This is a genomic window from Vibrio limimangrovi (assembly GCF_054064025.1).
The window spans coordinates 1-3,827 of sequence record NZ_JBSUGF010000032.1; the positions used below are offsets into that span (position 1 = coordinate 1).

Consider the following 3,827-nt stretch of genomic DNA (forward strand, 5'->3'; position numbering starts at 1 on the left):
AGAAAGCGTCCGGTCAACTTATCGCTACCGATCCAGATGCAGGCGATACGCTGAGCTATTCGATTGCCAATCCGGTGTCCGGTCTGACGTTCAATCCTGACGGTAGCTGGGTGTTTGACCCAACGGATGCGGCCTATCAATCGTTGCCAGCAGGGCAAAGTAAGACGCTGACCATTCCGGTCACGGTGACCGACAATGCGGGTGCTACTGATACACAAGATTTGACTATTATAGTGACTGGGACAAATGACGTCCCGACACTGACTGTTCATACGCAAGGTATGACTACGGGAACACTCGTCGAAAACGATGTAGACAGCTCAGACACTCATACGTTTGGCGTCAGCCAACCTTCTGGTTTATTTGGGGACTTAGCACTAAACCCTCAGACTGGTGCGTATGTGTATACACAGCATGCAACAGTCACGGGTATGACTTACCAAGCCTCCACTCAGACATACAGCGGTCAAGATACGTTCGAAGTTCAAGTTTCAGATAACCACGGCGGTACTGAGACTAAATATCTTACCTTTGATGTTAGTGGTACGCTTTCTGCTCCAGTCGCAGGCACAACACAGCCAACGATTCAGACACAGGTACTCGCACCGCCAGTCCTAACCACTACGGTGGCGAACTCTCACGTTGTTACACCGTCACTGACTAATGCAGTCACACTACAGCTTGACATAACCAGCGATAGTGGCGTGTCTGATCAGGACCATATCACAAATGATGACACGCCAACCATTGTGGGTACTACCTCGATACCGTTCTCTGCAGTCACTATTTCTGAAAATGGTGTTGTAGTGGCGAATGCACTGTCAGATGGCAGTGGTCACTATCAGGTTACATTGCCACAGCTTCCTGAATCGACTCATCAGTTGGTCGCTTCAGCGGTTGATCCTTCGGGTAGTGGTACCGGACAGTCAAGCGTTCTGGATATTGAAATCGACACAACGCCCCCTCCGGTATCCATCAAGCTTGATCCGATTACTTCAGATGATGTACTTAATCATAGTGAGCTGAGTAGTGTTGTCTCTGTCGGTGGTTCAGTAGGGAGTGAAGTCTCTCCCGGTTCTGTCGTGACATTAGATATTGGAGGCTCTAGCTACAATGCTGTGGTCGATACAAATCACCGTTTTGCCGTTGATGTTCCGGGAGGAGTTTTAGGAGCAAACAGTGAAATTGTCGCCAGTGTCTCAGCGGAAGATATTGCTGGCAATAAATCCACGGTAACTGATACGCATCAATATAGCGTTGATGATTCAGCTTCCATAGATATCGACCTTATCAGTGGAGATAACATGTTGGATCCCACTGAACATCACGAGGATCTTATTGTTTCTGGCACAGTAAATGGTGTTGAAGATGGACAAATCGTTAACATATCATTGGGCGGACAAGACTATCAGGCCACAGTTGTAAATCAGCAATGGAGTACGACTGTCGATGCGACAGATATTAGTGCTCTTCCCGGTGGATTGAATAGCGTGATTGCAACCGTGGTTGATCAAGCTGGTAATTCTGCTTCCTCGACGAGTCCATTGTTTATCCCAGATACAACGAACCCTGTACCTTCGATGTCATTCCTAAAACCACCAACTCCAACAGGTGGGGGAGGCATCGGTTCCCATATATCGGGCGATTTAGTTGTCCCCCCATTGTTACAGCAGTTAATGCCAACTCAGCAAGGAGGAGGAGGCTGGGCCATATCAGATGGTCATGGCCATACAATGACAAGCCTAAAAGGCCAGTACGGTACCTTGACTATAGATCCGCACACCGGACATGTTGAATATGTGTATAGTGATGCTCCTGTGGCCGGAGATAAAGCTGCAGGCGGTACACATGTAGCAGGACAAACCTATTCTGAAGAACATCATGACCCCTTCCAAATTGTATACCACGATACCCATGCGTCTAATGTGGACGTAAAGGTTAATTTGGATGTGACTTATATTCATGGGCACAGTGGACAAAATCAGGAATCGACCCATCTGGTTGATATGACCGTGACCTCTGCATCCGGTGTTAGTCCTGCGCCCCCAGCATCTCAGCATGATGAGGTAGGGACAGATATCGAACCCGTGGCTGAATTTACCGTTTTGCTGTCGGATGATGTGACAGGAGCTGATTACGCTAGTCAATCGGATAGTCCATTGCACAAGGCTTTACCAGCCGATGATCAAACACGTCCTGTCGATCATTATCTTAATATGGTTGGATTGTCACCGAGTGAAGTGGCTCCCGCATCCGAAACTAAACTTGATCATTATCTGCACAGCAGCACTCAGTTAGTCGATGATTTATCTGATGTAAATCCAGTAGCAAATCATGATGCCGACCTTTCCGATGCGTTAGTGCATGACCATGATAAAGATTTGGCGAAAGCCCATGATAAGGGGTTAGAAGAAACGCCAGATAATCATGATCATCATAGTGATGATGACCTGTTAAATTCAGGGCTTAATGACATGCACAACCAAATCTAGAAAGAATTCTGCTTGAAACTAAAAGAGCCGCGATATGCGGCTCAGACTGCTGACAAAGGACTAGCCATCAGGCTAGTCCTTTGATCTAATAGAGGTATAGAAACCTGGATACCTCGACATGCTTCAAGAACCTTCTCCACAACAATATGAACTTGAAATGGTGACGATGGAACAACTTGTTCCCAAAGACCAACTTGTTCGTAAAATTGACTCTGCTATCGATTTTCAATTCATTCGTGATGAAGTCGCCCACCTCTATTGCAATCTCTTATCTACAACGCCATATCGACGAATTGGAAAGGCTGTCTACCAACTTGCTGGACCATATCTTTTGGCGTATTGCCATTCTGATCCTGCTTGTCTTTATTGGCTTAGTCATCCTGCGGTTCACTCCAAGGCGGCTGAAATAAATTATACTGAATAGCCACCGACTTGATAGGCGTTATTGGGTTGGATTTTGACCAAACTCAGCTTATCCGAATTGCATAAATTGGATCACCAACTCTAAGTCATTATTGTCGAGTAGACTACACCTGTTACCAAGTGTAGTCTGCTCCTGACCCCTACTAAATGTGCCTGCCAAACTTCATGTTGACCAACAACATTAAGAGGAGGTCATCATGAGAAAGTTATCTTCTGGAAAATGCAGTGGCATCAAAAGGCCATTTAAGCTTGAAGAAATCTGGCGAATCAGAACTAGATTGGAGATTGAAAACAACCTCATGCAGCTTGCGCTACTGAACCTAGCTATTGATAGCAAGTTAAGAGCGAGTGATTTGCTAAGGCTGCACGTATACGATGTTTCTTCGCAAGGAGTTATCTATGACAGGGTTCAATGCATTCAGCAGAAAACGGGCACCGACGTACACTATGAGATTACTCCGAGAACGCAACAAAGCATTAGCCGATGGATCTTTTCAGCATCCCTAGAGGCAAGCAGTTTTTTATTTCCGAGTGGCCGCCGCAAAGAGCAACCTATCAGCTACTCATACTATCGATCAATTATAAGGAATTGGGCTGTAAAACTTGGATTGAATGCGGACTACTATGGTACTCATTCCATGCGCCGCACCAAAGCTACTTTGATCTATGCCAGAACAAAAAACATTAGGGCGGTACAGATCTTACTTGGGCATTCGAAGCTAGATAACACTATTCGGTACCTTGGCGTTGAGCTAGAAGACGCTCTGAGACTCTCTGAGAAAACAGACTGCTGATAAGCGCTGATACAGGCTTTTCTTCTCTTCTGAAAAGCCTGTGCCCCATTCCTTATATGGAATCCACGTATTTACAAAGTGATTTAGCAATTCAAAGTTAAGATGCGGTCGTATATTC

Annotated in this window: 2 protein-coding genes and 1 pseudogene; all 3 read left to right on the top strand. The window is 45.8% G+C overall.

Annotation, left to right across the window (positions count from 1 at the left end; genetic code table 11):
- The coding region (locus ACWYU8_RS21925) for an Ig-like domain-containing protein (protein WP_457521840.1) at nt 1-2,492 on the top strand (2,492 nt) is incomplete at its 5' end.
- Nucleotides 2,493-2,610: 118 nt separating this feature from the next.
- A pseudogene (locus ACWYU8_RS21930) lies at nt 2,611-2,754 on the top strand (IS5/IS1182 family transposase); the annotation flags it as partial.
- 358 nt (nt 2,755-3,112) lie between these two features.
- Nucleotides 3,113-3,709, top strand: a complete 597-nt coding sequence (locus ACWYU8_RS21935; protein ID WP_457521841.1) for a tyrosine-type recombinase/integrase — start codon at nt 3,113-3,115, stop codon at nt 3,707-3,709.
- Nucleotides 3,710-3,827 lie beyond the last annotated feature (118 nt).